Genomic DNA, 24,883 nt, shown 5'->3' with positions numbered 1-24,883 from the left:
ATCACGAATGACCGCGCTTTCCCAGGATATCGCCGCCGAGCTGAGGCGCAGGATCGACGAGCTCGAGCAGCAATTGCGCTCCGGTGCAGCCGAGAATGCACGCCTGCAAAGCGACCTTGCGGTTGCGCGTGATCGCCAGAGCGCGGGCGCGGCGATCCTGCGCACCATCGCAGCCTCCCCGTCCGATGCCCGGCCGGTGTTCGAGGCCATCGCGTCCAGCTCCAAGCGCCTGCTTGGCGCCTTCTCCGCGACCGTGCTCCAATTCATCGGCGACGAGCTGCATCTGGTGGCGTTCACGCCGATCAGCCTGGAGGCGGACGAGGGACTGAAGTCATCATTCCCGCGACAGATCGCAGACTTTCCGACCTTTGCCCTGGTTCGCGATGGCAAGACGGTTCAGTTTCCGGACAGCGAGGCCGACGACGTCCCGCAACTGAACAAGGAGCTGGCAAGGCTGCGCGGTTTCCGCAGCGTCCTGTTCATGCCGCTGATGAACAGGGGAACGCCCGTCGGCATGATCAGCGTCACACGTGCCGAGCCTGGCGCGTTCGCCGCTGACCACGTGCAGTTGCTGCAGACCTTCGCCGATCAGGCCGCGATCGCGATCGAGAACGCGCGTCTGTTCAACGAGACGCGGGAAGCGCTGGAGCGGCAGACCGCCACCGCCGATATCCTGAATGTGATGGCAGGTTCGCCGTCCGACGTGCAGCCGGTGTTCGAGGCCATCGCGGCCAACGCCAACCGGCTGATCGGCGGCTTTTCCACCGCGGTGCTTCGCTATGCGGGCGGCGCGGCCCATCTGGCGGCCTTCACCCCGACCGATCCTGCCGGTGACCTTGCGCTGCAGGCGGCGTTTCCAATGCCCTTCGCTCAATTCCCGCCCTACCAGCTCGTGGCTGATGGTACGGCCGCGCAACTGCCCGACACCGAGCTCGAGCCGGCCGCACGGGATATCGCGCGTGCGCGCGGCTATCGCAGCATGTTGTTCGCCCCGCTGGTCAGCGAGAGCGAGATCATCGGCATCATCATCACCACGCGCCGGGCGACCGGCGCGTTCGGCGAGCACCAGGTCCGGCTGTTGCAGACTTTCGCCGACCAGGCCGTGATCGCGATCAAGAACGTCGGCCTGTTCAACGCGACAAGAGAAGCGCTGGAGCGACAGACGGCGACCGCCGACATTCTCAACGTCATCGCGAGCTCGCCAACCGACGTGCAGCCGGTATTCGACGCCATCGCCGAAAGTGCGAAGCGGCTGCTCGGCGGCCAGACGGCGCTCGTCACGCGCGTTGTGGATGACATGCTTCATCTGGCAGCCCACACGGCGGGAAGCGAAGCCGGGGACAGGGAGATAGAGAATTCGTTCCCTACCCCGCTGACGTCCCCGGGGATTCACAGCCGGGTCGCACAGAGTTCAACCATCGCATTTCGCAACGATATCGAAACCGAACCCGATGTCTCCCAGGCCGTCAAGGAGATGGCGCGCGCCAGAGGATATCGAAGCATCATCGTCGTGCCGATGCTGCGCGAAGGCGTTGCGATCGGCACGATCGGTGTTTCGCGCGCCGAAGCGGGCCCGTTCGCCGACAACCAGATTGCCCTGCTCAGGACGTTTGCCGATCAGGCCGTGATCGCCATCGAGAACACGCGGCTGTTCAACGAAGTGCAGGCCAAGACCCGCGATCTGCAGGAAGCCCTCACCTATCAGACCGGCAGCGCGAACATCCTGAAAGTGATTGCGTCCTCGCCGACAGATGTCGGACCGGCATTGAAGGCAATCGTCGACAGCGCCTGCGAGCTTTGCGATGCCTATGACGCCGCCGTGGCGCTAAAGGACGGCAACGATCTGCGATTCAGCGCTCATCACGGGCCGATTCCCATTCCCCTTGAGAAATGGCCGATCAATCGCAACTGGACTGCGGGCCGCGCCTTTGTCGACCAGACCCCTGTGCATGTCGCCGATCTCCGTGACGAGCAAACTGACTTTCCGGAAGGCCGCGAGCTTGCGCTTCAAATGGGACACCGCACCATCTTGAGCGTGCCGCTGCTGCGGGAAAACGAGAGCATCGGCGCGATCGTGCTCCGCCGCAACGAGGTGCACCCGTTTACCGACAAGCAGATTGCACTGTTGCAGACCTTTGCCGACCAGGCCGTGATTGCGATCGGCAATGTGCGGCTGTTCGAGCAAGTGCAGGCCCGCACCAGGGAACTTGCAAAGTCCCTCGACGATCTGCGCGCCGCGCAGGATCGCCTGATCCAGACCGAAAAGCTCGCCTCCCTTGGTCAGCTCACGGCCGGCATCGCGCACGAGATCAAGAATCCGCTCAACTTCGTCAACAATTTTGCCGCACTTTCCGCGGAACTGACGGGCGAGCTGAGCGATTTGCTGGCGTCAGCGTCACTCGCCGACAGCGTCCGCGACGAGGTCGATGAGCTGAGCGGCCTCCTGAAGGGCAATCTGCAAAAAATCGTGCAGCACGGCAAACGCGCCGATTCCATCGTCAAGAACATGCTCCTACATTCGCGGGAGGGCGGCGGTGAGCACCGGCCGACCGACGTGAACGCGCTTGTGGAGGAGAGTCTCAACCTCGCTTATCACGGCGCACGCGCCGAGAAGCCGCGGTTCAACGTGACCCTCAGGTGCGACCTCGACCCGGATGCCGGCACGGCCGAGGTGTTCCCGCAGGAGATCACGCGTGTGTTGCTGAACCTGATTTCGAACGGCTTTTATGCGGTCGCCAAGCGGGGCAGTGAAAATGGTCCAGGATTTGAACCGGAGGTCAGCGCCAGCACACTCGGCCGTGGCGAATACGTCGAGATCCGGATCCGCGACAACGGCGTCGGCATTCCACCCGAGGTAAAGGAGAAGATGTTCAACCCGTTCTTCACGACCAAGCCGGCAGGGGAAGGCACCGGCCTTGGACTTTCCATGAGCCATGACATCATCGTCAAGCAGCATGGCGGCACGATCAATGTCCAGACCGAACCCGGCGCGTTTACCGAGTTCACCATCCTGCTGCCGCGCAGAAGTAATTTTTCGGATAGTAACAGAGGTTAGCCGTGAGTGTGATGGTCCTGGTGGTGGATGACGAGCCCGATGTGGAGGCCTTGTTCCGCCAGCAATTTCGCCGCGATCTTCGCGCCCAGCGCTTTGTGATGGATTTTGCCGGGACGGCGTCGGAGGCCCTGACCCGCATATCCGACGTCGGCGAGCACTCGCTGATCCTGATCTTCTCCGACATCAACATGCCCGGGATGAGCGGGCTCGAGATGCTGCCGGAGGTCCGCGCGCGGCGGCCTGACGTTCCCGTGATCATGATTACGGCCTACGGAGACGCCGCGACGCGCAAGAAGGCGCTGGAGCGAGGCGCGGACGACCTCTTGACCAAGCCGATCGACTTCAGCCAAGTCCGCCAGGAGATCGACGCGAGGCTGGAACGATCCGCATGACCGCCACCATTCTCGTAGTCGACGACGAGCCGGATCTGGAGGCGCTCGTGCTCCAGAAATTCCGCCGGCAGATCCGCGACGGACTGGTGAGCTTCGTCTTCGCGCGTGACGGCCTTGAAGCCCTTCAGTCGATCGAGCAACATCCCCATGTCGATCTTGTCGTCTCCGACATCAACATGCCGCGCATGGATGGCCTGTCACTGCTGGCAAAACTGCAGGAGGCAGAGGACAAGAAGTCGACCATCATCGTCTCGGCCTATGGCGACATGAGCAACATCCGCACCGCGATGAATCGCGGCGCATTCGACTTCATCACCAAGCCCATCGATTTCGCCGACCTGGAGATGACGATCGAAAAGACGATGCGTCACATCGAAGTCCTGCGCGAGGCACGCCGCCGCCAGATGGAAGCGGAGCGCGCCCACGCCTCGCTGTCGCGCTATTTCTCGCCCGAGCTCGCCAAGCGCCTTGCCGCCGGGGACGACGGCAACGACATGGAGGTGCGCTGGCGCGAGGTCGCCGTGATCTTCACCGATATCACGGGCTTTACCTCGCTGGTCGAGACGGCCGTGCCCGAGGTGCTGGCGGAACTGCTCAACGAGTATGTCGGCGGCCTGACGGATGTCGTCTTCGCTCACGAGGGAACGGTGGCGAAAGTGATCGGCGATGCCATCCAGGTGCTGTTCAATGCACCCGGCGACCAGCCCGACTATGCGACCCGTGCGATTGCCTGCGCGCAGGCGCTCGATGAATGGGCGGAGGCGTTTCGCGGGCGTTGGAAAGAGAGAGGCGTGAATTTCGGCGCCACGAGGATCGGCGTGCACGCCGGCCCGGCGCTGGTCGGCAATTTCGGCGGCAACCGCTTCTTCGATTACACCGCCTACGGCGACACGATCAACACCGCGGCCAGGCTGGAAGCCGCAAACAAGGCGCTGGGCACGCGGATTTGTGTGAGTGACGCGGTCGCAAGCGCGGCACAGGAGTTCAAGGGACGCCCCATCGGTGATCTTGTCCTGCGCGGACGCAGCGAGCCGCTCCGCGCCCACGAGCCTTTATCGGCGGCGGAATTCGACGCGCCGGCTACAACCCAATATGCGACCGCCTTTGCCAAGCTCGAGTCGGGTGACGCCGCGGCCATGCCGGCTTTCGCCGCACTGGTCGGAACGCATGCCGACGATCCGCTCGCCAGCTATCATTTGCGGCGGCTGCTCAACGGCGCCAAAGGCATCCGCATCGAGCTCGCCTGACCGGGCGCACGTTTCCGTTACAGCTGAAACATACTAATGGTCGGAGATCGGCATCGAACGCTGCGGTGTCGGGCTTGTTGGCTCTTCTTGATTGATTACTTCTAACGCCAGGGCCATTGCGCCGCTTGGTGCAGGCATCGCCCTCTGAGCGCAGTCCTGGAGCGTCGAAAAATTGAAACGACGATCGTACGACTATATCGTTGTTGGAGCAGGCTCCGCGGGCTGTGTCCTGGCGAGCCGTCTCTCCGAGGATGCCAATTCAACTGTTCTCTTGCTCGAGGCAGGTGGATACGACCGAAATCCGCTGGTCCGCATTCCGATCGGACTAGGAAAGCTTCATGAGTATGGGATCTACGATTGGGGCCTGATGGCTGAGCCTGATGCCGGTCTCAATGGCCGCGTGATTCCCGCAAAGCGCGGGAAAGTGTTGGGCGGATCTCACTCGATCAACGTGATGGCATTCACGCGCGGCGATCGTGCCGACTATGACGGCTGGGCTCGCGCGGGCGCCCGAGGATGGTCCTACAGCGATGTTCTCCCTTACTTCAAACGTTGTGAAACGTGGCAGGAAGGAGGAAGCGTATTGCGCGGCGGATCGGGGCCGATACACGTCGAGTTCTCGCGCTCAGTCGATCCGCTGTTCGACGCCTGGCTCGCCGCTGCGCGCGACCTCGGCTTCACATTCACGAACGACTTCAATGGAGAAACGCACGAGGGATTCGGGATAATCCAAAATACCACCTGGAAAGGCCGTCGAGAGACGACAGCCTCAGCCTACCTTCGATCCGCGCTGAAGCGCGCAAATCTGGTACTTCATACCAGAGCGCAAGCGACTCAAATCGTTTTTGAGGGTACCCGAGCGGTGGGAGTACGGTACGTCAGCGGTGGGCGAAGCGCCTACGTGATGGCGAATCGAGAGGTCATACTGTGTGCGGGCGCGTATCACACGCCACATTTGCTCATGTTGTCGGGTATCGGGCCGACGAAGCATCTCGCCTCTCTTGGGATCGAAACACTTATCGATCTGCCGGTAGGCCAGAATTTGCAAGATCACCTTGCTGCATGGTTCAACTGGAGCCGCCCCACGCCGGGTGCCTTCCACAGGACGATGCGCCTTGACCGAATTTCGTTAGCCCTGGTCCGAGCTTATCTATTTGGGACCGGACCTGGGACAATGCTTCCGAGGTATCTCTTCGGGTTCGTCAAGACCGATCCTTCGCTCGAGGCGCCGGACATCGAATTCATGTTTCGGGGAACGGCCGCTCAGCCCTACGTCTGGTTCCCAGGGATTCGTCCGGCTTTTGAAGACGGCTTTGCGATCCGTCCAACATTGCTGCATCCAAAAAGTCGCGGGGAGGTCTCGTTGAGATCGACAAACCCCCTTGATGCACCGAGAATCCGCAACGGATTCCTCGAGCACCCGGATGACCTTGCGACGTTGCTGCGTGGAGCAAAAATCGGTCTCGAATTGGCCGCTCACCCGGCGGTTGCCTCGCTGGCAGGAAAATCAGCCGGACCTTCGCGCGTCCAATCGGACGGCGATATTGAACAGTGGATTCGAAGCACGGCGATCACCGCAAACCATCCGTGCGGCACTTGCGGAATCGGGAGTGTCGTGGACAGCCAGCTTTCAGTCCTTGGCGCGACCTCGCTTCGGATCGTCGACGCGTCAGTCATGCCAACAATCGTATCTGGGCACATAAATGCATGTGTTCTCATGATCGCCGAGAAGGCCTCTGATCTGATCCGCGGCCAGCAGGGACAGGTCCTGGAAACGCATGGCTTGACCCCGGCACAATAGTGGCCCGGGCGCCGCCGCCATGACAAGGCGCCCTCGTTATCTCGACTGGCCGGCGAGCGACCGTTCCTCCATCGCGACCAGGCAGAACGCGGCGCAGCTCAATCGGAGCAATGAGTCTTTCGCTTCTTGGTTCTGAAGCGATCCGATGACGGATAGAAACGTTGGGACAGGGTGGCTGTCGGATTATACCGCTTGCTCCAATACAACTTTAGGCATTGAATTTCACACAATAATGCGCTGCTGCCGCGAGTCGTTTAGCGATGCAGTGTTTCGATCAATCAATTCTACTCAATCTCACGCGAAGCAAGTCACCATAGGCTTGCGCGCTCGCTTTTCCGCGCACTGCGCCGAAGCCCACGAAAAACAAAACACCAATTGGCCATCATGGAGGGAACAATGTCACGAAAGCTTTCGCGACGACAATTCGTAAGTGCGACTGCCATGTCGTCCGCAGCGCTGATCACGGCGCCATATGTGCGCGGCGCTTACGCCGCCGGCAAACTGTCGATGGGTTTTTGGGACCACTGGGTGCCGGGCGCCAACAAGACCTTGACCGATCTCGTCAACGAATGGGCTGCAAAGGAAAAGGTCGAGGCTCAGATCGACTACATCACCAGCCAGGGCAACAAGATCCTCCTGACCGTCTCCGCCGAAGCGCAAGCCAAATCCGGCCACGATATCCTGGTCATGGCCACGTGGTTGCCGCATGCGAATGCCGAACTGCTCGAGCCCGTCAACGACATCATGGCGCCGATCATCCAGCAGAACGGCGCGGTCAACTACACAGTCGAATACCTCGGCCAGGCAGGCGGCAAGTGGCTCGCCGTTCCCTCGTGCGTCGGCAGCCAGATCAAGGGTCCCTGCTCGCGTATCGACCTGATGAAGAAATACGCCAATATCGACGTGCAGGAGATGTATCCGGCCGGCAGCCCGCCGAAAGCGGACAACTGGACCATGGATACGTTCCTTAGGGCTGCCGAGGCCTGCCAGAAAGGCGGCTTCCCCTTCGGCATCGGTGTCGGCGAGACCGCTGACAGCACTGATACCGCCGGCGCGATCTTCCAGTCGTTCGGCGCAGAACTCGTCGACGCCAAAGGCAACCTGACTGTCAGGACCGACGCCGTCCGGCAGGCGCTGGATTTCTACAAGAAGCTGATCGCCTTCCTGCCATCAGACGTCGCGGCATGGGACGACGCCTCCAACAACAAATGGCTGATTTCCGGCAGGGGCGCGCTGATCATGAACCCGCCGAGCGCCTGGGCAGTCGCCAAGCGCGACGCTCCGCAAGTTGCCCAGCAATGCTGGACCCACGGCTTTCCGGCCGGCCCAAGAGGTCGCTTCGCGCCCTACGTGCCCTTCTTCTGGGCCATCTGGCAATTCTCCAGGAACAAGGCGGCGGCCAAGAGCCTGCTTGCGCATCTCTCGCAGCCGTCATCGATTGAGAAGCTGGTGGTCGCCAGCGGCGGCTATGATCTGCCGGCCTACCAGAACCTCACGACACTGGAGGTTTGGGCGGAAGCGGAGCCGCCAAAGGGCACGCTCTATCACTATCCGAACCCCTATAACCATCAGAAGCTGTCAGTTGCGGCCTCGCCAGCACCGCCCAAAGTCGCGCAGCAGATCTACTCGCAAGCGACGCTGACCAAGATGTGCCTGCGCCACTCGCAGGGTGAAGCAATGGAGAGGACCCTCGGATGGGCGGAAGCCGAGTGCGAAGGTTTCATGAGGAGCTGAAGACACGCACGCAATCCATGGCGACGAACTCAGGCGCGATTGCTAATAGCCTCACGACGTGGTTTTCAACTTGGTCTGTTGGCCTGCTATGGCTAGCACTGCCTTTCGATCATGGATGAGATTCTCAAGCCGATGGGCGGCGACATTGAGCGTAGCGGCATCAAGGGCGCCTTCGTCGTCGGTCCCCGCTCTGGCACGCTGCGCACGCAAAACTTCGTCGATTTGATTTTCAATCTCGAACAGCTCCGATTCCGTTTCAGCCTTTCTGATCCTTTGTCCCAGCGCGTATAGCGAATCCAGCGCAGCTTCTTTGGTCTCGAGTTCGCCGGATCTGAGAAATTTCCAGGCCGCTGCCAATATTGAGGCAAGCGCGCCCAATGCCATTGGCGTGAGAAAAATCGCGTTGCTCCACTTGTCCAAGAAGCTTTGCTGGGTGCCGTTGTAGAACTCCGCGGCGCCTGGATGAACCGGAAGATAGGCGCCGGGGTCGGTATCGGGTGCCTTCATCTGCGCCAGGATCGGCAGTTCGCCCGACAGGTCTCGGCGCGCGCTCGTAAAGGCTTGCGTGAAATCAGCAACCAGATCGTTATCAAGCGACTTCTTGGCAACCAGGTAGAACGAAACTTTCAGCGTCGTGACATCATCTGCCGGGATCGGAGGGGAGCCTCGCAACGTACCCTTGGGGATGTCGAAGCTCTCGTACGCGCGCTCCTTCTCGGCTATGGCTCCCGCAGCATCGATCGGGATCAGGACCGGGGCGGCTTTCCCGCTCTGGGAGAAGAGTCCCCGCACCAGCGACAAATACTTCTCGGTCATGGGCATCACGAAAAGGACGACGCGCACCTCCTTGCTATCGACCGCCCGGCGCGTGTCGGCCGGCGCAAGGTTCTTGAACACGACATTGGCGCGATCAAGGGCGTATTCCTTGGTCAGCGCGCTGACGATCTTCTGATTGGTCTCGCCTCCAACCACCCCCACAGTGACGCGCTTGAGGCCGCTCATGTCCGTGATCGACGATCCCGGTGGCGCGACCAGCAACACCACCGCTTGAGCGAGGACGACGATTGCTTGCGCCTGCGACAGGTCGCCGACGTCGCCGCGGACCACCGCCAGATCGGTCTTGCCCGCGGCAAACTCGTTGGCGGACTCGAGTGCGCCAGTGGTTTCAACCACCTTGAGCCGGACCGGCGCGTTCACCTCGGTGAGGCGACTCGCCAGCGCGGATACGACTCTTGGCGCCTCGCCGTCCAAGGATCCGACCGCGATCGACAGCGTGACCGGCCGGACATACCAGCGATACGCGAATAGACTTGCCCCCGCGGCCAGGGCAACCAGCCCGGCCACCATAGCGACGCGCAACCAGATCGGCAGCTTGATTGCGTCCATGCCTATTCTCGACAAATGATCATCGGCCGAACCTGCCTCTCCCCCTGCGCGAACCTCGAAAACCAAGTCATTAAGGACACCGCCACTACGACTGTTCTGTGTGACCCACCTCCGCTAATCCGTTGTCGAATGGCTGGCCGCTTTTGGAGCCGATTGTTTCAGGTTCGAAGCTGCTTTTGTTTTATTGGTGCTGCAGTTTTCTGGCGAGTTCTTTTCTCCCACTATGCCCTCAAAAGGATCGCGAACGATCGCCTTCAGCGCCAACAGGTCGTCCTCATTCAGAAAAGAGATCTTTCCTGCGGGCGTCGTCACCATTCTTCCAATCGTTGAGAGGGGAATGCCGAGTTTCGCCGACAACCTGGCCAGGTAAATGGTATCGCGGATCGTCTTGACATCTTCTCCGCCATGGCCGTTTGAAACCGAGTGAACTCCGATCGTTGCGCTCTCCGATACGTAGCGCTTCCGGCTCGCCAAGAAAATGAACGCACATGCCGAGTCGCACTCTCCCGAAACGTACGTCGTCAACCGCTTCTGACGCGTGAAGATTGCGATCTGGAATCCTTCATCGAGTTTTCCACCTTTCGAGCTGAGATCGATGCCGAGAACTCGCCGCTGGGCACTGAAATGAGATCTAAATCGTATATAGTCGCCCTCTTCGATATCGCCCCGCAGCCTCAAGACATCTCCGGAGCAACCGGCCACGCGCGAAATCTCCATGCTCGCGCAATCCGCCGACAGGAAAATGGCTGAGAGTGTGAGTAGCGTCCTGATCACTCATCTCTCCCCAATCAGAAGCGCAACGGAATGGCTCTTGCTCCTGATTCAATGATCGGTCATCCGGCTGACATTGACTTAGGTCAAGGCAGGGCGAGCGAGCATAATTCCCGCTCGCAGTCGGCTGAAGCAAACGTGTCAAGGACGGCGACGCTCTATGTGGGCTTAAGGGGCTGGTTATCGCCGCCTCTTGCGGAGTGAATGTGACCGGGCCTCAACGCCTGCGCCGGCGTTGCAACCGACAAGACGAAGCCGGCGACAGCAATCCTCCGGGAGGAGGCCGCAAGCGCTCAAGAAAGCAGAAGCGACCTTGACGGATGTGCAATGGAATTGCGCGAACAAACGTGATCACTAGAGCATGATCCGGAAAAGTGGACACCGGTTTTCCGAAAAGATCATGCTCAAACAAAGGGCTAGAGCGGGATGACGATTCGAAGAGAAGTCATCACGCTCTAGGACAGCACGAATGACCGATTGCCGCAGGCCAGGACGATCGGGCCCGCTCAACAAAAAGCCCCGGACGATGCCGGGGCTTGAAGTTTGCTGGAGATTGACAGTCGATCAGTAAGGGGCAGGCGATGCATAACCGCCCCAGTTGAAGTGATAGTTCACGCGGACCGTGACCATGTCCACGTCCTGGCTGATCCGATTGAGCGCACCGGCAACGATGGGATTGACCACCGAGAACGAATTGTTCGCATTGCCCATGAACAGGTGGTCGTACTCGACACCGACCGACCAGTTCGGTGCGAAGCCGTACTCGTATCCGACACCCACGCTACCGCCCCAGCGGGTCGAACTGAACGAGGCCAGACTACTGCCTGTAAGCGTATCGAGAACGCTGAAGCTGTTGCTCGTCACCGCTGCGCCACCCTTGAAGTACAGCAGCGACGTGTTCCAGGCATAGCCGATCTGACCGGTGAAAAGACCAATGCCGTCCGTTTTCACGCGCGTCGAGAAGAATGGATCGATGAGGCTGGCGCGCGTGTTCTGGAGATCGGCCCAATCCCCCTGGGCTTCCAGGCCGGCCACCCAGCCGCCGCCAAACTGCCAGCGATACCCGATCTGACCGCCGACCAGACCGCCGGACCGCTCGCGACACCCGTCGCTGAAGACTCCACCGAACGCGTCGATAAAGTTCCAGCAATTGCGGCTCTGACCCCAGCCGCCATTGGCGCCGACGTAGAAGCCGGTCCAATTGTAGACCGGCGGAAGCGGCGGCGGTGGCGGCGCCTTGACCGCCATATCAGCGGCCAGCGCCGGCGCGGTCGCGCCGAGTGCAATCAAACCAACAGTGCCCAGCAAAAATTTCTTCATATCGTTCCCCCTCTTCGGCGTCGCCTAAGGATCGGACGGCCGATGGACTTGTTGCGGCGATTAACGTCTGCATTCCAATTCCACCCGCGAGCATAGATCATTTCACCCGCGAAACTTGTGCTAGTACGGCAACACTCGGATTTTGTTTCGGGAATAAGTGGCAGCCACTCTGACACTTCGGATTATGCGCTTTGTGCCATCGCCGCCGCGTTCTGCGGCAGCTTCAGGATCACTCGGCATCCCTGTCGCAGAACGCAGGCGTGGACGTCGGGAAAAAGCTGACCCCGTTATCGATAGAGAAGAGGGCACAATTAAGCTGGTCGAGGCCAAGCGATTGCTGCTCGCTGCGGCGGGCGCAGCTTGCTTGACGCGGGCTCGGCCCTACAGCGTCTCCAGCACCGTCGACGTTCGCTAAAAGCCCCGCCACATTCCGTCGTTGAACCATTCTTTGACCGGGTTGGACTAACGTCCAGGCGGAAATTCTCCGTTCGCTATATCGAACGGACGGCAAAAGACTTTTTTTGCGCTACCTCGGCTGTGAATGACAGCCATCGACGGCGCCCGCCTCTTTATTGATCTCGGCCAGAATATGCTGGCCCGAAAAACAGTCACCGCTAGTTACGGAGGAGATGCCATGACGGAGATCCGGCTGGCCTCGCTGCAGGGCGGGGCGATTACGTTTGCAAGCGATGCGATCGATGCCTTTCGGCAAACATTGCGGGGCGATGTCTGCCTGCCCAACGAGCCGGGCTATGACGAGGCACGCACAATCTGGAATGCGATGATCGACCGCCACCCGGGCGCGGTCGTACGCTGCAAAGGAGCTGCAGACATCATGCGCGCCGTGGGGTTTGCGCGCGACCACGGACTCTTGCTCGCCGTGCGTGGCGGCGGCCACAACATCGCGGGCAATGCTGTTTGTGAAGGGGGGCTGCTGATCGATCTTTCGCTGATGCGTTCGGTGCGGATCGATCCGCGTAACCGAACCGCGCGCGTGGAGCCGGGCGCAACGCTTGGCGAATTCGACAAGGAGGCGCAGGCTTTCGGCCTTGCCACGCCCCTCGGCATCAACTCGACGACTGGCGTTGCGGGATTGACGCTGGGCGGCGGCTTCGGCTGGCTCAGCCGCAAATTGGGGCTTGCCGCTGATAACCTCATCTCGGCCGACGTGGTGACGGCCGATGGCGGACTCGTGCGAGCGAGCGAGGCCGAGGAGGCTGACCTGCTCTGGGCGCTGCGCGGAGGCGGCGCCAATTTCGGCGTCGTGAGCTCGTTCGAGTTTCGCCTGCATCCGGTCGGCCCAATGGTGCTCTCTGGACTCATCATCCATCCCTTCGCTCGGGCGAACGAGCTTCTTGCGGGCTATCGCGACATCGCCGCCAAAGCGCCGGACGAACTCACGATCTGGGTGGTGCTCCGGCAGGCGCCGCCGCTGCCATTCTTGCCTGTCGAAATGCACGGCAAGGAAATCGTCGCGTTCGCCGTCTGCTACACGGGCGGCGAGGACGAGGGTAACCGCGCCCTGGAACCGTTGCGCGCGCTCGGGGAGCCGGTTGCCGACGTGATCGGCATGCAGCCTTTCGCGAGCTGGCAGAGCGCGTTCGACCCGTTGCTCACGCCCGGAGCCTACAATTACTGGAAGTCGCACAATTTCGCCGAGCTCGGCGACGGCCTGCTCGACGCCCTCGTAAGCCATACAAAGAGCCTGCCGACCGGTGAGAGCGAAATTTTCATTGGTCAGCTTGGCGGCGCCACCAGCCGCGTGGCTGTCGACGCGACGGCGTTCCCCCACCGCGACGCCAGATTTGTCATGAACGTCCATACGCGGTGGCGTGACCGCGGCGACGAGCAACGCTCGATTAGCTGGGCGCGCAGGTTGTTTGCTGAGACTGCGCCGTACGCAACCGGCGGCGTTTACGTCAACTTCATGCCGGAGGATGAGAGCGATCGCGTGTCCGGCGCCTACGGCCCGAACTACGCTCGTCTCGCGGCGCTCAAGGCCCAGTACGATCCCGGCAACCTGTTCAGGCTAAATCAAAATGTTCTTCCGGCCGCCGCGCAGCGACCGGCCGCCTGACAAGGACGCAAAAACAAGAAGCCCGGCCGCTCGGCCGGGCTTTTCGTTGCAAATCTTGGGCTGGCTGCTTACGCCGCCTCGTCGGCCACGGTGGCGTCGTCGCTGTCGCCGTCGAGATCGTCGGCGTCGCCTTCACCGTCGCCGTCCTCGGCGCCGGCTTCGGCCTTGGCTGCGCCACGGCGCGGGCTCTTGGCGAGCTGGCTCTCGATTTCCTTGATCGCTTCGGTCTCGGTCGAGTGCTGCACGACCGCGATCTCGCGCGACAGCCGGTCGAGCGCCGCTTCATAGAGCTGGCGTTCGGAGTAGGACTGCTCGGGCTGCGATTCCGAACGATAGAGGTCGCGCACCACTTCCGCGATCGCGACGATATCGCCCGAATTGATCTTGGCTTCGTATTCCTGCGCCCGGCGCGACCACATCGTGCGCTTGACGCGGGCACGGCCCTTCAGCGTCTCCAGCGCCTTTTTGACCAGAGCCGGGTCGGACAATTTGCGCATGCCGACATTGGCGACCTTCGCGGTTGGGACGCGAAGCGTCATCTTGTCCTTCATGAAGCTGATGACAAACAGTTCCAGCTTGGCGCCCGCAATCTCCTGCTCCTCGATCGCGAGGATCTGGCCGACGCCGTGAGCCGGATAGACCACGAATTCGTTGGCCTTGAATCCCTGACGCTGGGTCACGACCTTCTTCGGCTCCTCGACGCGCGGGGCCGCGGCAACCGGCTTCGCAGCCGGCTTGACGGCGGCCTTCGGCGCAGGAGCTGCAGCCTTGGGAGCAGTCTTGGCGGCGACTTTCGAAGCAACGGTCTTCTGGGCTGTCGCTTTCGCGGCAGTTTTGGCAGTCTTTTCTGGCATCACGCTTCTTTTGTTCTTCGAGGACTTTGTAGCCGCAGCCTTACGGGCTTCCTTCACGGACGCCCTGGCACGACCCTTGACTGCGCTGCGGGCAACTGCAGCGGCTTTCTTTGACGATTTGGAAGCACTCTTTTTACGCGTTTTCTGTGACACAGCCTGCGCGCGGAAACTGCCACGCCCCTGTTCGGTGTTTTTGCGGAAACGAACGGGGCCAAAGATCAGGATGGCCGGGTTCGGCTCTGACAATGTGCCCAATATAGCACATTTTCCGCAAAAATCAATGATTTAGGGCCGAATCCCGTCGCCTGCCGGGGCTGACGGTCATAACTCTGTCAACAGGGTTAAACGACGGCGTGCTTCTCCGCCTGAAAACGGTCTCGATCCGGCCAGGGACAGCGCGCGAATCAGTCGCCGGTTCCGGGATTGGTAGAGAAATATTTCTCGAACTTGCCATCCTGCCCGTCGAACTCCTTGGCGTCAGGGGGCGAGTCCTTCTTCTGGGTGATGTTTGGCCAGCTCTTGGCGTATTCGCTGTTGACCTCGAGCCACTTCTCCAGGCCCGGCTCGGTATCCGGTTTGATCGCATCCGCCGGGCATTCTGGTTCGCAGACGCCGCAATCGATGCATTCCTCGGGATGGATGACCAGCATGTTCTCGCCCTCGTAGAAACAATCGACGGGGCAGACCTCGACGCAATCGGTATATTTGCACTTGATGCAGTTTTCAGTGACGACGTAGGTCATCCAGGACTCCGAACCAAAGACTCCGAAAGCGGATTCATTCTTTGAAAGGCTTGCGTTTCAAAAATTGCGTAGCGCAGGAGAACCGCTGCTGCAAGATAAGCAAGCCGGTTTTCGGCGCCGTCTTTCGGGCAACTGATTGCCTGCCCGAGATAATCACTCGGGGCGGCTCTGCAAATCCTCGTACAGCACCCGCGCTGCCGTCGCATCGCCCCGCCGCTCGGAGAAGCCGATCACCTTCAGCACGCGCACGCTGCGATCGAGCGCGATGGTCAGCACGTCGCCCGGTTTGACCGCGTGCCCGGGCGCACTTTCGCGCACGCCGTTGATGCGGACATGGCCGGCCTCGACCAGCGCGGCGGCGCTGGTGCGCGCCTTCACCACCCGCGCGTGCCACAGCCATTTATCGAGACGCTGGCGCTCCAATCGGCCTCATTCCTGGGTTGGCGCGGCTCAATCCTTGCGGTTACCGGCGAGCTGCTCCTTCAACGCCGCGAGTTTTGCGAACGGCGAATTCGGATCGATCGCGCGTTCGCGTTCGCGCGGCGCCGAACTCGCATATTGGCGGAGCGCCGGGCCGCTCTCGCGCCCCTTGTCGCGGCCGCCTTTGTCGCGGAAATCACGGCCGCCGCGCTCGCGGTCGCCACGGTCGCGATCCTTGCGGTCGCCGGAGAATTTATCGCGGCGGCGATCATTGTCGCGGTCGCGGCCCTTGCCCTCGAAGCGCTCGCGGCGCCCGCCTTTGTCCTCAGGCGGGGCGCCATTGCTGGCGGCCGCAGCTCCCACGGGCGCATCCTCGCGCGGTTTGCGGAATTCGTGATGGCGGCGACCACGGCGCTGCTGGTCGCGCTGGGCGCCATCGGCAGCTTCACCCGCTGCGGCGGCGCCCTGTGCGCCCTCGCGCGGCTGATGGCGGTGGCGGCTGCGGTCATGGCGCGGGCGACGCTCCTCGGAGCGGCCGCCGGGGCGCCAGACTTCGACCAGTTGCGGCTCGGCCGGGGTCTCGGCTGCGGCCGGCTCGGTAACGGCGTCGGCTGGTACAGCTTCCTCGGTGCTGGCTGCAGCCTCGGCTGCGGCCGTCGGCATCGGCTCTGCCGTCGCGTCGGCCGGGACCTCTGCGGGAGCGGTCGCGTCCGCCTGCACTACGGCAACGGGCTCCGCTTGCGCCTCGATCGCCTCAGGCTCCGGCTGCGGTTCAGCCACCGGCTCTGGCTGCGCCTCGATCACTTCAGGCCCGGGTTGCGCTTCGGCCACGGGCTCTGCGGCGGCAGCCGCTGGTTCCTCGCTCGGCACCGGCGCCAGGGTGACTTCGGGCAGCAGCGCAGCGGATGGGCTGGGCTCGGGCAGCTCGGCGGATACTTCTTCCGCCGGCGTCTCCGCCGCAGCCTCAGCACTCGCTTCCACCGCCGGCGTCTCGACGGACACTGCCTCGACCACTTCCACCGGCTTCGGCGGCGGGGGCGGGCGGCGCTCCATGCGATAGCCGAGCGCGCGCAGGACCGAGGCGAAATCCTCGCCGGCCGAGCCGGTGAGCGAGGTCATCGCCTGCGTCACCACGAAGCCGCGGCCGTCGAACGCGCCCGCAGGCTTCTCGCCCGGCGCGCCCTCGCGCCAGGCCAGTGCGGGACGGATCAGATCCGCCAGTCGCTCCAGGATGTCGACGCGCACTGCCCGCTCGCCGCACTGCTTGTAGCCGAGCACGCGATAGGCATCGCGCGGCAGCCCCTTGTCGATCGGGAACGAGGTACGCCCGCTCGACGCCAGATGCTGCACGTTCGACAGCGCCGACAGATCGACATTGTCCTGCTTCTCGGCCCAGAGCAGCGAGGCCAGCGCCCGCGCCGCCGGCTTGAGGAGCTGCGGGAAGTAGATGTGATAGGCGCCGAAGCGGACGCCGTATTTGCGCAAGGTCGCGCGCGAGGGCTGGTCGAGATCCTTCATCTCGGACGCGATCTTGGTCCGCTCCAGCACGCCGAGAGCTTCCACCAATTGGAACGCGATGCCGCGCGCAATCCCCTGCAGGTCCTCTGCCTTCGACAGGTCGAACAGCGGCCCGAGCAATTTCGTAATATGCGTCTTGAGCCAAAGATCGAGCCGGTTCTGCACGGCCTCGCGCGGCGCGCCGGTTAGCCGCTCGTCGGAGATGATGCGGAGGCGCGGATGCAGCGCGTCGTCGGCCGCGGCGAGTTTGGCCACCGCATCGCCGGTCCAGCGGATAGTACCGTCGGAGGTTAGCACGAAGGTTTCGTCCGGCGCGGCGCTCAGTTTCTCGGCCCGCGTATCGATCTCGCGCGCCAGCACCTGCTGGGCTGCGGCCTGCAGCGCCTTGGCATCTGAGCCCGCTTCCGCCGCGTCAGGCGCAAAAGTGAATCCGTCGAGCCGGCCGATCACATGCCCCTCGACGATGACTTCGCCGGTCTTGCCGATTTCAGTATTCAAAACAGAGTTCTCCCGCAGGCGGCGCATCAATACACTGGTACGCCGATCAACGAAACGCTCCGTGAGCCGTTCATGCAGCGCATCGGACAATTTATTTTCGAGCTCGCGCGTGATCCCCTGCCAATGTTCGGGATCGGACAGCCAGTCCGGCCGGTTCGCCACAAAGGTCCAGGTGCGCACCTGAGCGATCCGGCCCGACAGCGTGTCGATATCGCCGTCGACGCGGTCGGCCTGATCGACCTGGGCAGCAAACCATGCATCGGGAATACGCCCCTTTTGTATCAGGAAACCGTAAACCGTGGTCACAAGCTCGGCATGGGCCGCGGGCGATAGCTTTCGGTAATCGGGTATCTGGCAAGTGTCCCATAGCCGCTCGACGGCGACAGCGCCATGCGCCATGTCGCGCACCTCGGCATCGCGCGCGGCGTGGTCGAGCACGCGCATGTCTTCCGCGATCGGCGCCCTCGTCAGCACTTCATGCGACGGCGGCAGCGACAACGAGACCTGCAAGCTGCCGAGCGAGGAGAAATCCAGCTTCGAGTTGCGCCATTGCAGCATTTTCACGCTGTCAAACGTGTGGTTCTGCAGCGCGTTCACCAGTTCCGGCTCGAACGGCGCGCAGCGCCCTGTGGTGCCGAAGGTACCATTGCGCGTCGCGCGGCCGGCTCTGCCTGCGATCTGCGCAAACTCGGCCGGTGTCAGGCGGCGGAACTGATAGCCGTCGTATTTGCGGTCGGAGGCGAAGGCGACGTGATCGACGTCGAGGTTCAGCCCCATGCCGACGGCATCGGTGGCGACGAGATAATCGACGTCGCCGTTCTGGAACATCGCCACTTGCGCATTGCGTGTGCGCGGCGAGAGCGAGCCGAGCACGACCGCTGCGCCGCCATGCTGGCGGCGGATCAATTCGGCGATCGCATAGACCTCGTCCGCCGAGAACGCGACGATCGCGGTGCGCCGCGGCTGCCGCGTGATCTTGCGGTCGCCGGCGAATTCGAGCGTCGAGAGCCTGGGCCTTGTGATGATGGAGGCGCCGGGCAACAGCCGCTCGATGATGGGACGCATCGTCGCAGCCCCGAGCAGCAGCGTCTCGTCGCGCCCGCGCCGATTGAGGATACGGTCGGTGAAGACATGCCCGCGCTCGAGATCGGCCGCGATCTGGATCTCGTCGACCGCAAGGAACGAGACATCGAGATCGCGCGGCATCGCCTCGACCGTCGAGACCCAGAAGCGCGGCGACTTCGGCTTGATCTTCTCCTCGCCGGTGATCAGCGCGACGCTCTCAGGCCCAGCGCGATCGGCGATCTTGTTGTAGACCTCGCGCGCCAAGAGCCGCAGCGGCAGCCCGATCAGCCCGGACGAATGCCCAAGCATGCGCTCGATGGCCAGATGCGTCTTGCCGGTATTGGTCGGCCCGAGCACAGCCGTGACGCCGGCGCCGGGCGCGCGCTCATGGGCGAAGGGAGGAGAGGAAAGAGCCATGATTTCGAGGTGCTTTTCTTGATGCTTTTCTTGGAGATGAAAGAAAGCGCGACTAGGAAAATTGTCTCAGATTGCTACACGGCGGATGCCGCCGCTTAAGCTTCGGAACGAGTTGAGAACGAATCGCGGCCGAATCGCAGACTCCACCTGTGTTCTCCTCCGTTCACCGCAACATCTCGTGTCGGCATTTCAGTTCCAGCACCAAATCGGGTTTAGCAGCGATCACGATGACAGCGAAATTGTTAAAGCCGGAGTCGAATCAGAAGCGGCAAAGAGTCAACAGGATTCACGCCCTCTCCGTCATTCCGGGGCGTCCGCAGGACGAGCCCGGAATCCATCGGGCCGCATGCGCCGGAGGAGAAATGGATTCCGGGCTCGATGCTTCGGATCGCCCCGGAATGACGGAGCACGACCTCACTGCGTCTTCGCCACCCGCGGTGGCATGGCAGACGTCACGAACGACGTCGCCTCCAGCATGGCGAGCCCGAACGGCGTTGGGATCTTGACGCGGAACGGGATCAGGATGCGCGTGCCCGCGATCGGCACGAAGGCGATCTCCATGTTGCGCGCTTCGGCGAGATATTTGATCACCGGGCGGTCGGGGATATAGCCCGCGATCGGCGTGAAATAGATCGCGCAGACCAGCGCCGGGCCCTGATAGCCCTTCTCCGCCTTGACCATCTCCACGCGCTTGAAATCGAGCTTCAAATCGTAGCGCAGCCGGCCGTCGAAAATGCCCGCGCTGGTGCGGCAGCTATCCGGGCTCATCAGCTCGCCCGTGCCTGGCACCCGGAGCAGCGAGCCGGTCATCGGATCGAACACGTTCTTCTTGTGGGCCTCGGTGACCGGGATCCGGTTCGGATCGACCGGCGGCTCCGGCTCGATCACGGTTTCCTTGATGCTGCCGCCGCCCAGCGCCATCCGAATGATCTCGGATTTCTTGTAGCTGTTGTAGTTGACGGTATAGCCCGCCGCCACCAGCGCGCCATTGACCACGCGCCCCTGGGATCCGCCCACCCCGCCAGCGCCAGCAAATGCCTTGAGCAGCCCGGAAGTGCCACCCTGCGCGATCGCGGAAAAGGTGTCTTCGCCGATCTCGATGGTCCAGCTTCCCTTGCCGACGGCAATACCGGCCAGCGAGGCCTCATACTGCGCATCCAGCCGGCCCTGCGCGAGCGCGCCCTCCGGCAACATCAGGAACAGCGCGCCGGCGCACAACAGCCAGGATTCCCTCACTGAGGGCAGAAAACTGCTGAAAATGCTCACAAACTTAACGATCCTGTCGTCGGCGCCGAAAGATCATCTAGGGAGAAATGACCGGCAAGCAACGCGGGCGAATACGGAACCACTTAACCAGCCTGAATACGCCCTTTATATGGTGTGTTAAACCGCTGAACGGCCTTGTGAACGTGCCGGTTTTGCGTGCCATAAGGTTTTACCGTTCGCGCGAGGAAAACGCGCCGAATTTGAGGGTTTCGGAACCAGGGAAAGTGGCTCTAAACCCGATAAAACCTTGACGCTTTGCACCTCACCCCCTATACGTCCGCGGTTCCTGGAAAATGGACGTAGGTTTAGACCCCCGCCGCGCGCGGCGCGCGCTGTTGGTTTAGCGGGGATGGAAGAGGATTTGAACAATGTCGCGGCGCTGTGAACTGACGGCCAAGGGCCCGCAAGTGGGCCACAAGGTGAGCCACTCGAACATCAAGACCAAGCGGCGCTTCCTGCCGAACCTCTGCAATATTACCTTCCAGTCGGAATCGCTCGGCCGCAACATCCGCCTGCGCGTCTCCTCGAACGCGGTGAAGAGCGTCGACCACAACGGCGGCCTCGACGCGTTCCTCTTGAAGGCGAGCGCCGCAAACCTCTCGCCCCGCGCGCTGGACCTGAAGCGCCAGATCGAGAAGAAGCGGACGGCGGCTGCGGAGCAGAAGGCGAGCTGAGCGCTCGCTGTATCAGAGTAGCGATTTGAGAGTTTGAGCGGCCGGGTCGAAAGACCCGGCCGTTTTTGTTTTGCGAAGGCAAAGCGACGCCTCGGCACGCTCTCCAAGCGCAGGTCAGAAAAATAGACCCGGCAAATACTCGCTCGTAGCGCGCTTTGCACAGAAAAATACAACCCCAACAATTGTACGAAGAAAGGCAAGACATCAATCTGCGCTGGGCACTGACGATTGGCTGAGGATACTTCATGGAAGGCTTCGATTTAGGCCGACTTAATCCCATCGCGTTCGAAAGACTTGTTCGAGCTCTCTGTTTTGCACAAATGGGGCCGGCAGGCACCGTCTACTCCGCAGGACCCGACGGAGGCCGCGACTTCACGTATGAGGGCACGATCAAAGGTTATGAGGGAAGGCGGTGGCAAGGCTATTTGATCATTCAGGCGAAATTCAAAGACCCGGTTTTGTCAAAGAAGGATGACATCGCTTGGGTGAAGGCTCAACTTGAAGAAGAATTGGAAAAGTATGTTCGACACGGATCAAGACTCAGAAAACCTGATTACTACATACTCGTAACCAATGTTCGCCTGTCCGGCGCTGACAACAGGACATCTAAGAAACAAACTTCGCGACAACAAAAAGGAGGCTTGACTAAAGCGCTAGAGCTCTTTGCGCCCTGGAAGACTCAGCTAAAAATTAGAGATTTTGATATTTGGCCACATGACAAAGTGGTTGATCTGCTCGTAGCCCAGCCATCGATCCGTCAATCGTATGCCCAGTGGACGTCTTCGGGCGATGTTCTCACAAAGGCCCTTCAACATTTCACTTCGATACGAGCCGACTTTGGAGAGGTAACAAATCGGTCCCTCAAAAACTCATTGCAACGGGACCAATTTGTCCGACTGCGAGACGCTGGAAGCGTCGGAGACCTGCAAATTCGAACAAGTCAGGTCATTGTGGACTTACCACTAGGCGGTACCGATGAAGATCACTATCAGCCATCGTCCGCGGACATACCCTTCGACGATGACGAGGAGGAGGAGAGCGACGTTCCACTCAACGCCATTGCCCAGCTAGTCAATCGTGCTCGCGAGAAACTTGATGCAGAAACGCTCGCGGCTGATGAAGAGCAGACAGATAGTGTCGAACGACATCGCCCGCGCAACCGTGTTGTGCTCATGGGAGGTCCAGGCCAAGGTAAACCGACAGCGAGTACGCGGGAGGAGCAGGAAGCCACTTTACGCCAGATCGATTCCGGCAGCTTGTACACAATTACCTTGCGTCGGAAGGTTTCACGGATGACGAACTGTCAAGGCGCGTTGACGAACTGATGCAACTCGCCACCCATCGGCTGGTGCTTCTATCTCAGCAGGTGGAAGGCACAATCAGCTTCGATGTAAGATCCTTGCAAGAATTCATGGCAGCGGCCGCAATTACATCGGGCGACCAGCTGATAATGGATCATCGTCTCTCGCACATTGCGGGGCATTCTCATTGGAGACACGTCTTCCAGATTGCCGCTAGTCGGTGCTTTGCAGAGGATAGCTTTCATTATCGCCGCCCAACGATCACCCAGATCACACGACAAATGGATTCGACAGAACCGGACATGATCGTGAGGAACGGGTCTCGTCTAGCACTCGACCTTCTTGCGGATGGCGTGGCACTAGATCATCCAAATTTTAGACGTCCGTTGCTCCAGCACGCACTCGAGCAACTAGACTTGGGACCTCAATCGTTTGACGAGCGTCTTGCCAGGATTTGCGATGAGAGCGTTGCGGACATCGTCGCCGACATCACAAGGCAGAAAATTCTCGAGGGACACTCTATCGCGGCTTTATCGGCTTGGAAGCTTCTCTTTCAGATAAGTCAGCACGGCCATTCTTGGGCCGATGATCTGATCATTCAATTTTGGCCACAAGGGGAGAAAATCGACCTTAGGGCCTTACAGGAAATAGCTCTCCCCCTCGGCAGTCAGAGGGTCGCGAATCACGTCGCTTCTTCGCTGCTGAAAGAAGGACCGACCTTAGCCGTTCGTGAGCATGAATTTGCTCATCGGCTAGCTACAAGAACGGTGAGGCGAGAAGATCGCATTGATTATTCACTCCTCAGGAGAATGAACTTCGCTGATCTTTATATAGGCGACGATACGCTGAACCGACGAAGCTGTCCGATATTGGATGATCTCTATCCTGGATCCTACTCGGCTAAATTTGTACCAATACAATGCGCAAATGCATTCGAGCGCTTTGGAGGGCCTGAATTTTCCTCGACCCCGTGGAGCGCAATTTGCCTGCTTAAGGCATTTGTCGATTCACCTAGTCGGAAAACACTGGCAAACTGCGCTCGGGCATTCTCCGGATCGACGATCGTACCCGCTATGCAGCGAATATTCCCCTGGCCGATCGCAACAATTCTCGCCGAATCAACGACACCCGCACAGCTACTTACCATTGCAGATCAGATCGAAGGAGGTGCTCGAGGAGATATCGACCAATGGCTTGCTGCCGAAAGACGCTGGAGTTCTCGGGGGATAGTTGAAGATGACTTTTACGCAAACGATGAAAGTCATTGGTTCGACGCAAATATCGCCGAACGTGGGATGCCGGCATGGATTGAATCGTTTGGACGCATTCGACAGCCGAATGTGCCCATGATTAGAAAATTTCTTGAGGCAGCCAAACGCTCCAGAAATAGAGGAGTGAGCGCTAAACTCAAGGAAACGACAACCATGTTGGTTTTTTTTGCTTCATACAGTCAGTTCATTCGCGAGGAAGACGTTGAATTCGTTCTGGACATTGCTCTAGCGGCGAACATTCGTTTTTCGCACGAAATTTTGAGACTAGCTATGGCCGTCCCAAAAGATCTATGGGAACGAAGGAACATCGTTGAAAAGCTCGGAATGCTGCTCTCGCATATAGAGGACGATGGAATCCAACATCCTCATGTTCGCGATTTAGTTCTGGAAGCGTTTAAGAAAAACTCTGACCTTGAAGGTCTTGCATACTCGGCCGCCATGGTAGCAGTCAGCGACGATGCAGTCTCCGAAACGGAATTCAGGCAGCTGTTTTCATTCGTCCGACACAACGGAAACAGCACCAATCCAATGCCTCACCTTTTGGTAACCGTAGCAGAATTAATTGAGGGCGTTGATATCGCGCAGGGCATCGACAAGCTTATCGCCATTGATGAAACTCCGGCGCTGCTGCGAGCGCTCTTGTCTAACGATTTGGTCCAGATTGAGAAGCGGCTCGAAATACTAACGCTGATAATCAAGAAGCTAAGAGAGAGAAATTCTCAAAACTGGCGGCGATACATCTCGATCATGCGAAAGGTGCTTGACGGCCGAAAGTCCAACTTGAGAAACTCGGAAATTTGGAAAGACAAGCTTTGCCTTCCACCGGAGAGCTTCAAGGTATTATTGCTGTCATCAGGCCATCCTCAAAACGGAAGCTTGTCAGCGACCGGGGGTTAGCCTAGCGATTGATTTGTGTTGAAAATTTCCACGGGATTTTGCCTGCGGAAGCAGTCTCGCCAACCTGCGACCTAGAGCAGCCGGTGTGTGCGATCGGCTGTAAATGCCAGCACGTGCAGACTCAATGCGAAGGGCCTCACCGATTCCTGGCGATTAGTGCATCTTGAGATTCCAAA

At 60.5% G+C, this 24,883-nt stretch carries 17 protein-coding genes; 9 read left to right on the top strand and 8 right to left on the bottom strand.

Annotated elements, in window-relative coordinates; all coding sequences use genetic code 11:
• Positions 1 to 7: 7 nt before the first annotated feature.
• The 5 genes from AC5ZG1_RS30340 (at position 8) to AC5ZG1_RS30320 (ending at position 8,229) form a co-directional block, all read left to right on the top strand.
• Positions 8 to 3,055, top strand: a complete 3,048-nt coding sequence (locus AC5ZG1_RS30340) for a GAF domain-containing protein (protein ID WP_496135002.1) — start codon at positions 8 to 10, stop codon at positions 3,053 to 3,055.
• A gap of 2 nt (positions 3,056 to 3,057) precedes the next feature.
• Positions 3,058 to 3,447 carry a response regulator gene (locus tag AC5ZG1_RS30335; RefSeq protein ID WP_028164261.1) on the top strand — a complete coding sequence of 130 codons (390 nt, stop codon included), beginning with the start codon at positions 3,058 to 3,060 and terminating at the stop codon, positions 3,445 to 3,447.
• Entirely contained in the window at positions 3,444 to 4,694 is a 1,251-nt protein-coding gene (locus tag AC5ZG1_RS30330; RefSeq protein ID WP_496135001.1) for an adenylate/guanylate cyclase domain-containing protein, read from the top strand. Before AC5ZG1_RS30335 ends, AC5ZG1_RS30330 begins: the two co-directional genes overlap by 4 nt.
• A gap of 172 nt (positions 4,695 to 4,866) precedes the next feature.
• Positions 4,867 to 6,495: a GMC family oxidoreductase gene (locus tag AC5ZG1_RS30325; RefSeq protein WP_463328205.1), complete on the top strand. Its 1,629-nt coding sequence runs from the start codon at positions 4,867 to 4,869 to the stop codon at positions 6,493 to 6,495.
• A 396-nt stretch (positions 6,496 to 6,891) separates the two neighbouring features.
• Positions 6,892 to 8,229: an ABC transporter substrate-binding protein gene (locus AC5ZG1_RS30320; protein WP_496135000.1), complete on the top strand. Its 1,338-nt coding sequence runs from the start codon at positions 6,892 to 6,894 to the stop codon at positions 8,227 to 8,229.
• A 51-nt stretch (positions 8,230 to 8,280) separates the two neighbouring features.
• Here AC5ZG1_RS30320 and AC5ZG1_RS30315 read toward each other — a convergent pair whose 3' ends face one another.
• The 3 genes from AC5ZG1_RS30315 to AC5ZG1_RS30305 form a co-directional block, all read right to left on the bottom strand.
• Positions 8,281 to 9,615, bottom strand: coding sequence for a TAXI family TRAP transporter solute-binding subunit (locus AC5ZG1_RS30315; protein ID WP_496134999.1), 1,335 nt, complete (start codon positions 9,613 to 9,615; stop codon positions 8,281 to 8,283).
• 114 nt (positions 9,616 to 9,729) lie between these two features.
• Positions 9,730 to 10,389, bottom strand: a complete 660-nt coding sequence (locus AC5ZG1_RS30310; protein WP_496134998.1) for a hypothetical protein — start codon at positions 10,387 to 10,389, stop codon at positions 9,730 to 9,732.
• Positions 10,390 to 10,950: 561 nt separating this feature from the next.
• The gene (locus tag AC5ZG1_RS30305) at positions 10,951 to 11,706 is read right to left on the bottom strand and encodes an outer membrane protein (RefSeq protein WP_456641434.1); all 756 of its coding nucleotides are present in this window, start codon (positions 11,704 to 11,706) and stop codon (positions 10,951 to 10,953) included.
• Between the two features lie 634 nt (positions 11,707 to 12,340).
• Between AC5ZG1_RS30305 and AC5ZG1_RS30300 the strand changes: the two genes are divergently transcribed.
• Positions 12,341 to 13,783, top strand: coding sequence for an FAD-binding oxidoreductase (locus AC5ZG1_RS30300; protein ID WP_496134997.1), 1,443 nt, complete (start codon positions 12,341 to 12,343; stop codon positions 13,781 to 13,783).
• A 68-nt stretch (positions 13,784 to 13,851) separates the two neighbouring features.
• On the opposite strand, the gene AC5ZG1_RS30295 is transcribed toward AC5ZG1_RS30300, so the two are convergent.
• The 5 genes from AC5ZG1_RS30295 to AC5ZG1_RS30275 all read right to left on the bottom strand — a co-directional run bounded on the left by AC5ZG1_RS30295 (position 13,852) and on the right by AC5ZG1_RS30275 (position 20,492).
• Positions 13,852 to 14,637, bottom strand: a complete 786-nt coding sequence (locus tag AC5ZG1_RS30295; protein WP_245287293.1) for a CarD family transcriptional regulator — start codon at positions 14,635 to 14,637, stop codon at positions 13,852 to 13,854.
• Between the two features lie 404 nt (positions 14,638 to 15,041).
• Positions 15,042 to 15,380: a ferredoxin FdxA gene (gene fdxA, locus AC5ZG1_RS30290; protein WP_496134996.1), complete on the bottom strand. Its 339-nt coding sequence runs from the start codon at positions 15,378 to 15,380 to the stop codon at positions 15,042 to 15,044.
• A 153-nt stretch (positions 15,381 to 15,533) separates the two neighbouring features.
• On the bottom strand, positions 15,534 to 15,803 hold the full coding sequence (locus tag AC5ZG1_RS30285) for an RNA-binding S4 domain-containing protein (protein WP_496134995.1): 270 nt from the start codon (positions 15,801 to 15,803) through the stop codon (positions 15,534 to 15,536).
• A 27-nt stretch (positions 15,804 to 15,830) separates the two neighbouring features.
• Positions 15,831 to 19,298, bottom strand: a complete 3,468-nt coding sequence (locus tag AC5ZG1_RS30280; protein ID WP_496134994.1) for a helicase-related protein — start codon at positions 19,296 to 19,298, stop codon at positions 15,831 to 15,833.
• Between the two features lie 414 nt (positions 19,299 to 19,712).
• Positions 19,713 to 20,492 (bottom strand): DUF3108 domain-containing protein, encoded by a 780-nt coding sequence (locus AC5ZG1_RS30275; RefSeq protein WP_496135026.1) that lies wholly within the window; start codon positions 20,490 to 20,492, stop codon positions 19,713 to 19,715.
• Between the two features lie 440 nt (positions 20,493 to 20,932).
• Between AC5ZG1_RS30275 and rpmB the strand changes: the two genes are divergently transcribed.
• The 3 genes from rpmB to AC5ZG1_RS30260 all read left to right on the top strand — a co-directional run bounded on the left by rpmB (position 20,933) and on the right by AC5ZG1_RS30260 (position 24,707).
• On the top strand, positions 20,933 to 21,238 hold the full coding sequence (gene rpmB / locus AC5ZG1_RS30270) for a 50S ribosomal protein L28 (RefSeq protein ID WP_028164248.1): 306 nt from the start codon (positions 20,933 to 20,935) through the stop codon (positions 21,236 to 21,238).
• Positions 21,239 to 21,483: 245 nt separating this feature from the next.
• Positions 21,484 to 22,563, top strand: a complete 1,080-nt coding sequence (locus AC5ZG1_RS30265) for a hypothetical protein (protein ID WP_496134993.1) — start codon at positions 21,484 to 21,486, stop codon at positions 22,561 to 22,563.
• Positions 22,563 to 24,707 carry a hypothetical protein gene (locus tag AC5ZG1_RS30260; RefSeq protein ID WP_496134992.1) on the top strand — a complete coding sequence of 715 codons (2,145 nt, stop codon included), beginning with the start codon at positions 22,563 to 22,565 and terminating at the stop codon, positions 24,705 to 24,707. The genes AC5ZG1_RS30265 and AC5ZG1_RS30260 overlap by 1 nt, the downstream gene beginning before the upstream one ends.
• Positions 24,708 to 24,883: the final 176 nt, after the last annotated feature.

The organism is Bradyrhizobium sp. Leo78 (assembly GCF_059512425.1).
Note: the sequence above shows the minus strand (reverse complement) of the source record. Positions and strands in the feature narration are given on the sequence as shown.

Excerpts from the sequence above, each read along its gene's own strand:
- AC5ZG1_RS30340 (WP_496135002.1), top strand. The coding sequence starts at position 8 with ATGACCGCGCTTTCCCAGGATATCGCCGCCGAGCTGAGGCGCAGGATC.
- AC5ZG1_RS30330 (WP_496135001.1), top strand. The coding sequence starts at position 3,444 with ATGACCGCCACCATTCTCGTAGTCGACGACGAGCCGGATCTGGAGGCG.
- AC5ZG1_RS30320 (WP_496135000.1), top strand. The coding sequence starts at position 6,892 with ATGTCACGAAAGCTTTCGCGACGACAATTCGTAAGTGCGACTGCCATG.
- AC5ZG1_RS30315 (WP_496134999.1), bottom strand. The coding sequence starts at position 9,615 with ATGGACGCAATCAAGCTGCCGATCTGGTTGCGCGTCGCTATGGTGGCC.
- AC5ZG1_RS30305 (WP_456641434.1), bottom strand. The coding sequence starts at position 11,706 with ATGAAGAAATTTTTGCTGGGCACTGTTGGTTTGATTGCACTCGGCGCG.
- AC5ZG1_RS30300 (WP_496134997.1), top strand. The coding sequence starts at position 12,341 with ATGACGGAGATCCGGCTGGCCTCGCTGCAGGGCGGGGCGATTACGTTT.
- AC5ZG1_RS30295 (WP_245287293.1), bottom strand. The coding sequence starts at position 14,637 with ATGCCAGAAAAGACTGCCAAAACTGCCGCGAAAGCGACAGCCCAGAAG.
- fdxA (WP_496134996.1), bottom strand. The coding sequence starts at position 15,380 with ATGACCTACGTCGTCACTGAAAACTGCATCAAGTGCAAATATACCGAT.
- AC5ZG1_RS30280 (WP_496134994.1), bottom strand. The coding sequence starts at position 19,298 with ATGGCTCTTTCCTCTCCTCCCTTCGCCCATGAGCGCGCGCCCGGCGCC.
- AC5ZG1_RS30275 (WP_496135026.1), bottom strand. The coding sequence starts at position 20,492 with ATGTTGCCGGAGGGCGCGCTCGCGCAGGGCCGGCTGGATGCGCAGTAT.
- rpmB (WP_028164248.1), top strand. The coding sequence starts at position 20,933 with ATGTCGCGGCGCTGTGAACTGACGGCCAAGGGCCCGCAAGTGGGCCAC.
- AC5ZG1_RS30265 (WP_496134993.1), top strand. The coding sequence starts at position 21,484 with ATGGAAGGCTTCGATTTAGGCCGACTTAATCCCATCGCGTTCGAAAGA.
- AC5ZG1_RS30260 (WP_496134992.1), top strand. The coding sequence starts at position 22,563 with ATGCAACTCGCCACCCATCGGCTGGTGCTTCTATCTCAGCAGGTGGAA.